Raw genomic sequence first — 6411 nt, forward strand, 5'->3', positions numbered from 1 at the left:
AGAGAAGCGGCTACGTTTCATGTCCTGGTCCTCTCGATGGGCCAGAACGAACTTCAAACCGGATTAGATCAGAGGGGCAAGGTCAGCAGCGTCGGCCTGTTCCTCAGCGTCGCGAGCTGTGTCACGCTTTGTTCGAAAAACCGGTGACCACTTTTTCGAGCGCTGCTCTAGTTCTACTGCGTCATAAACTGTGTTGGATGTCTTTGGCAGCAGGGATATCGTGTGATGTTATTCCTACAACGTCGCTCCGACTGATCCAGTGCCCGTTCGTGACAGCTAGCGAGAACAGCGCCCATAAGCTCCGGCAAGGCCGCTGGTGGCTTTTCCCGTGGTGGGCGAAGGAGATGCCGAACGCCTGATTTCAGGCGTTCGCGATCGATTTCCAGCGCGCCAGCCGCTCTGCGATCAACTCCGCGCACTGGCGATCGTCGTTTCCGTCCAGGATGGCCAATCCGCCGGATCGGCGCGCAGGTAGACACCGGACGTCCGCGCGTTCACGCCTTCGGGGCCATCCGAACGGGTCGTAAAATACCCGGCGGCGCGATCGACGGACTCCAGCAGGATCTCTCCCGTACAATTGCGGTGCGTTAGGGTCGCGGGGCCGTTCTCCGTTCCAGTAGTAGAATACGCCGGCAGGCTCCTTCCTCTCCTTCAGGGCTTCGCTCCAGTATCTGGCGGACAGAGTGCCGTCCTCCAGCCATGAGCGGCCACGCAGCTCCAGCGTACTGTCGAGGGCTCGCGAGATGCGCAGGAGGCCTACGGCGGAAGGCTCCCGCGGGCCCGCGCGCCGAGAGGGAGAATTGCCACCACAGGCCCTCAATGCGTGCGACGCGGCCCTCGCTCTCGATCGCCTTTCGAAGCTTCTGGTTGATGGTCCTCATCTCGGCAGCCTTTGTCGCTTCGCCGTATCGTACGCACGTCAATCCGAGGAGATCGGTCGGAAGCTTCGAACCCCTCGCATGCAGTATGAAGGTTCGGCGCGAGCCGAGGACGCTGCTGAAAGACCGGCTTCGAAGACGACATGGTCGCGCGGAGAAGCCTGGCCGGAACCAGCGGAAGGGGAAGCGTGCAGGCTGGCCGTCGTCCACTCGTCGCGGGCGAACACGAACGCCGCGAAGTCCACTTCACGCGTAAGCTCGAGGAGACGGGTCAGCGTGGTCGTGCCTGGATTGAAGGATGTCGTCCAGGGATCGACATGCGCGACGTCTTCGAGGCCGCGCGTAAGCGCCTGCACCAGCTTCATCTGCGCTCCCGACGAGCCAAGGAAAATGCGGGGCTTGTTCATCTATTCCCTCACTACAGCAGGTCGTACCACCGCCGTCCCCGCTGCCACCGTGTCTTAACCACGCTGAATGCGCAAGACACGCACGGAAACGATCCCCGCCCGCGGCCGAATCTGTAGGATACTTGTGGAGAGCAGCCACCGAGAGAACTGCACTTGCGTGCGCGTTCAGCGTTAGGCTGTCGCGACCTGAAATGACCTGCCGAGGTGGAAGGAGCCCCGCTAGTTGGCGACGGCTCGCAAGGGCTAGTCCCGATTTGAACCGCTGAGGACCTTTGCCACCTATGCGCCACCGATCTTCGTCGAGGGCGCATTCATCGCCGCCTCTGGCGGCTTCATCTCCATCGCCGTGGCGATCGGCATCTCGGTCTGGCGGGCGCGCGAGGCGAAGAACGTCGAGACATAGGGATCGGCGCGCTGGGCGAAACCGAATGAGGTCAAGTCCGCCGGTCTGCTCGGGCTGACGGCGTGGTACTCGGCATGTTCGATCGCGATTATCTCCGTCACGACGGGCCGGAACATGTTCTGTGCTTCGCGCCGACGAGAAGCGGCAAAGGCGTCGGCCTCGTCGTGCCATCGCTTCTCACCTGGTCGGGTTCGGCCATCGTGCACGATATCAAGGGTGAAAACTGGCAGATCACGGGAGGATTTCGCGCCACGCACGCCAGGCACGGGCGGGTGCTGCTGTTCGATCCCACGAACAGGAAGTCCTCCGCCTGCAACCCGCTTCTCGAAGTGCGCCGCGGCGAGTGGGAGGTGCGTGACGTCCAGAATGTCGCCGACGTGCTGGTCGATCCCGAAGGCCCGCTCGAAAAGCGCAATCACTGGGAGAAGACCAGCCACTCGCTGCTCGTCGGGGCGATCCTGCACGTACTCTACTCCGAGCCCGACAAGACGCTGGCCGGCGTCGCGGGATTCCTATCAGACCCAAAGCGGCCGATCGAGACCACTCTGGCAGTGATGATGACGACGCCGCATCTCGGAGAGATCGGCCCGCATCCCGTCGTCGCCTCAACGGCGCGAGCTCTTGAACAAATCCGACAACGAGCGGTCTGGCATTCTCTCCACCGCGACGTCGCTCAAGCCGTGCTGCTGCTGGACCGAGCCGGATGGCACACCACCGGCAATCTCGTCTGGCCAAAGAACATCACGCCGATCCTGCTGCCATCGCGCTCTCCGGAGCTCAATCCGGTCGAGCAGGTCTGGCAATAGCTGCGCGCCAGTTTCCTCTCCAACCGCGTCTTCGACACATATGACGACATCATCGACGCTGCCTGCGACGCATGGAAAAGGCTTGCCGCAAAGCCCGACGCAATCACCTCAATCGGAATGCGGAAGTGGGCACATTCAGGTCATTTGTGAGGGCCGTTGGTATAAGTTAGCGTAGCGCCCTGCCCTCGCCTAGGCCTGCAAAGCCCTCATCCTAGATTCGGCGGCGGCATCGTGAAAAGACATGCACACGGCGGGATTACGCCGTGTACGAACATTGGCCCTGCACCGGAAAGCAGACACGCGCAATGCGATTGCGAGCAGACGGGTTCGCGAAATGTCGCGATCAACCGTGAGGCTGGTGCACATTCATCTCGACCTATCTTGATCACGCAGGATTAACCCTGCGTACCCGTCTGGCGGCCCCACTTGGAACTACATGCCGGAAAACGGTAGCCATGAAGAAGGGGAACGTGCGGCGCGGCGATCAGGATGAGAGGTCTCTCCCAGATTGTCGCGCTATAGGAACGCTTTCGTCGTAAAGCTGAGCAAGAGGACCATCAAACGTGCTGCCTGATAGTTATCGGCTCTTGGCCGGCGCAGGTTCAAATCAGGGACGCGCAACCACCGATACCGACATTCACTGATCGTAGTGATCTGAAAAAACTGAGGCGCATCTTGTTACCGGTAGTCTTAAGGCCCCGCTCCCCTCATCACGACGCTGGAAGCAGACGACGCACGCCCGAGACTGGCTCGTGCGCAGCGCCGACGGCCGATGGTCGCCAGCCACGTCTCGCCGAACGGCCCCATGTTCACGGCCGTTGGCCGCGTCGAAACCTCGTGATCGAGCGGCAAAAGCGGCAGCACCAGTTCGCCGAAGGGATAGGCTTCCTCCAGATGCGGATAGTCCGGGAGGATGAAGGTATCGATCCCAATGCGCGGTATTCGTCGATCCGCTCCGCCATTGTCGCCGCGTCGCCGACCAGGGCGGTGCCGGCGCCACCGCGCTAGGCCGACGGCCGGCCCACAGGGTTCGGGCTGATTTCGAGTTTGTCGCGACGGCCCCCGTGCAGCCGGCCCATGCGCGACTGGCCGACGGAATCCATGCGCGAAACCTTCTGCGTCTTTGAAAGGCTACGATGACTCAGAAACCCTCCGCTCTCAATTAGCCCAATTCTGTCTCATTGGCGCTGACGCCGGTGAGAAGGCGCATCTGTCCGGTGCTGCGACTTACGACGCCGACGAGAAGGACTTTACCGAGGGATGCGAGGACGACCGCCACTTCCGGTTTCATTGTCTCCCCGGAGCATGCCACGGAGATGCTCGAGCACGTGGGATATGCATCATTGAACGATCAAAGGCGATCTCGCCAAGAGCAACAGACTCTAACGCGGCGCGATTGAGGATCGTCAGCGAGCCGTGGTCGTATCGCGTCATATACCGCCGTTCCCATTCTCTCAGGCAACGATTCACTTTCGCTCGAGAAGCCGGGACCATTGCCGCGAGGTCGGTCTGCGAAATGTGGATACTCAGAGCTCTATCCACGGTAGCCGTGCTGTGCGGCCTCTCTGTCAATCGCAAGAGCGTGCTCGCCAATCGAGTGGATAGGGCACTGGCCGCACTGTGGATCACTCGCTCCTGCGCGTCGTGGGTTGCTTCGCACAAGTACGGGATCACCTTTAATGCGAGATCGGGGTGTTTGTCGAAGACCCTAACCATGAAAGCTACTTCGATTTGCAGCAAGTCGCTGTCCGCAACTGACTCCGCATTCATGTTACTTCTTCGCGTGATGAACAATCTAGTCAGGTCGAAAGTGTCACCGGGACCAAGATCTGCAAAGATGAATTCTCGTCCGTCCGAGAGGGGAGCACTAAGCCGAATTTTTCCTTGAATTATGTAGTAAATATAAATTGGCACGTCGCCAAGGCGAGTTAAGACTTTATTCTTCGGAACCCTTCGTAGAATGGCCACTTTCGCCAGTTCACTAAGAATACCTGGGTCAAATTGCTGAAATAAGCGTATTTTATCGAGCTGTTTGACCCGGACCTCAGCGCCGCAATCTGCCATGGCTCCTGCCCCCCTGATAGGGTAAAGCGCCCCGGTCCCCTAAAGCGTTGCCTTGACTACCTCTTAGAACGAGCCCGATTTCGGGCCGTTCTCGCGCAAGAGCGCTCAGACAGAAGTGTTACCATATTAGGATAGCATAAAATAGGCACTCCTATGTGCCCGGGGTAACAGCGACCCTGTCTCTGAGAGAGTTTAAATCAAATGTGATCGACTGAAAGCCGTTGGGATAACCCCCTTCTATGGGACGGCGTGTGCCATGCCCCAAGAAGGAGAAGGGATACAACAGGATTCGGGGGCTTGTCTCCATGCGGCATGCACCAACCCAGGCGTCGCGTGCGTTCTTGAAGCGGAGCGTAGAACCGCTACGGCTTCCTGTGGGAGCAGTTTGCGTGTTTCTTGCAACTGCTGATTTCCTCCTTGGAGAGACGATACTTCTTGCGTCAAATGACGTCTATCATAGGTACGTCGGCGTGAGCCCGCCAGATATTTGGGAGACGATTTATCTAAGTGTTACCGCCGGCCTATTGCTTGTCGCATTCATGGGGGCCAGAGGCGCCTACACGATCAGTGGCATCCTGGACGATCACCGCGTGATCAAAACACTCTTCACCGGGTGGTTATTCGTTTTCTTTTCAATTCTCTGGCTCGCCTTTCTCACGAAGACGACGTCGACGTTCTCCCGCGGTTCCTTGACGCTGGCGTTTGCGGTCGGATTCCCAACCCTGCTGCCTGGCCACGTGGTTCTAGCGCGTGTGCTGAAACGGCTTCTGGCCGCCGAGAAGCTCGTCCTGCGCACAGTTTATCTGTTTTACGCTGGCGGTCCTGGAATGGAAAAGGGGACAATCGGCAAGCTCGGGCAACAGGGCATCGCGGTTTGCGGTGTTTCGAACATCGAGAACCATGATGGCACGATCGCAGCACGATCGGTGCAAGCCGCCGTCGCAGCTGCGCAGGCTGCGTTCCGTAGTGAACCGTATGGGGCAGTTTATCTCTTTTGCTCTTGGGATCAGCGGAAGTTGATCGCAGGCATCCTGGACGAAATGTCCCGCCTCCCGCTGCCGATCTATCTTTTCGCCGATGCCTACATAGACAAGATTCTGGCCGGATGCCCGCTGCACACCGGCTGGCAGCGAGCCTTCGAAGTCCAGCGCGCGCCTTTGAGGCCTGCCGAACGCCTGCTGAAGCGGTTATTCGACATTGCCTTTGCATCACTGCTACTGCTGTTCCTGTTTCCGTTGATGGCCGTAGTCGCGTGTGCCATCGCGCTCGAGAGCGGTCGCCCAGTGCTGTTCCGGCAGACGCGGCGGGGTTTTTGTGGTAAGCCATTCAATATTTACAAGTTCCGATCAATGACCGTGCAGGAGAACGGTGCGGAAATTCGCCAGGCTCAGCGTAATGATGCGCGGGTTACCCGACTTGGCCGAATATTGCGCCAGTCAAATATCGACGAGCTGCCGCAGTTATTTAATGTGCTTCGGGGGGAAATGTCCCTCGTGGGGCCGCGACCCCACGCCGTCGCTCATGACGATACCTATAGTACGATTATTGCGAGCTATGCTTATCGCCATCGTGTAAAACCCGGTTTGACAGGCTGGGCTCAGATCAATGGCTTTCGAGGGGAAACGAAGGAGCTGTGGAGGATGGAAAAACGCGTAGAGCATGACCTCTGGTACATACAGTCCTGGAGCGTGCAGCTCGATCTTAAGATAATTTGGACAACCGCTGTACTGGTGCTTTCGGATCGTAATGTCTATTGATGTATAGCAGCTGGACACCTCGAACTACCGGCATTTCCAGAGTGGGTGGTGCGACAATGAGGTTGCGAACAGCCTGACGCGCGGCGGGGGCTGGAT

Annotated in this window: 3 protein-coding genes and 3 pseudogenes; 3 read left to right on the forward strand and 3 right to left on the reverse strand. The window is 58.9% G+C overall.

Annotated elements, in window-relative coordinates; translation table 11 throughout:
* Window positions 1-919: 919 nt before the first annotated feature.
* Window positions 920-1285, reverse strand: a complete 366-nt coding sequence (locus NKH42_RS30760) for a TIR domain-containing protein (RefSeq protein WP_352509935.1) — start codon at window positions 1283-1285, stop codon at window positions 920-922.
* Between the two features lie 271 nt (window positions 1286-1556).
* On the opposite strand from NKH42_RS30760, the pseudogene NKH42_RS30765 reads away from it, so the two are divergent.
* Window positions 1557-2360: pseudogene (locus tag NKH42_RS30765) on the forward strand (type IV secretory system conjugative DNA transfer family protein); the annotation flags it as partial.
* Window positions 2360-2644: pseudogene (locus tag NKH42_RS30770) on the forward strand (transposase); the annotation flags it as partial. The pseudogenes NKH42_RS30765 and NKH42_RS30770, both read left to right, overlap by 1 nt.
* A 610-nt stretch (window positions 2645-3254) precedes the next feature.
* Here the strand turns inward: NKH42_RS30770 and NKH42_RS30775 are convergent.
* Together NKH42_RS30775 and NKH42_RS30780 are read right to left on the reverse strand one after the other, a co-directional pair.
* A pseudogene (locus NKH42_RS30775) lies at window positions 3255-3642 on the reverse strand (alkanesulfonate monooxygenase); the annotation flags it as partial.
* A gap of 139 nt (window positions 3643-3781) precedes the next feature.
* Window positions 3782-4558: a Crp/Fnr family transcriptional regulator gene (locus tag NKH42_RS30780; RefSeq protein ID WP_352757251.1), complete on the reverse strand. Its 777-nt coding sequence runs from the start codon at window positions 4556-4558 to the stop codon at window positions 3782-3784.
* A 389-nt stretch (window positions 4559-4947) separates the two neighbouring features.
* Here NKH42_RS30780 and NKH42_RS30785 point away from each other — a divergent pair, with 389 nt between their 5' ends.
* Window positions 4948-6315, forward strand: a complete 1368-nt coding sequence (locus tag NKH42_RS30785; protein ID WP_352509933.1) for an exopolysaccharide biosynthesis polyprenyl glycosylphosphotransferase — start codon at window positions 4948-4950, stop codon at window positions 6313-6315.
* The last annotated feature ends 96 nt before the right edge of the window (window positions 6316-6411 follow it).

Source organism: Mesorhizobium sp. M1142 (genome assembly GCF_040318565.1).
Lineage (GTDB): Bacteria > Pseudomonadota > Alphaproteobacteria > Rhizobiales > Rhizobiaceae > Mesorhizobium.

Bases quoted from the DNA above. Each gene is read 5' to 3' on its own strand.
- NKH42_RS30760 (WP_352509935.1), bottom strand. From the start codon at position 1,285: ATGAACAAGCCCCGCATTTTCCTTGGCTCGTCGGGAGCGCAGATGAAG.
- NKH42_RS30780 (WP_352757251.1), bottom strand. From the start codon at position 4,558: ATGGCAGATTGCGGCGCTGAGGTCCGGGTCAAACAGCTCGATAAAATA.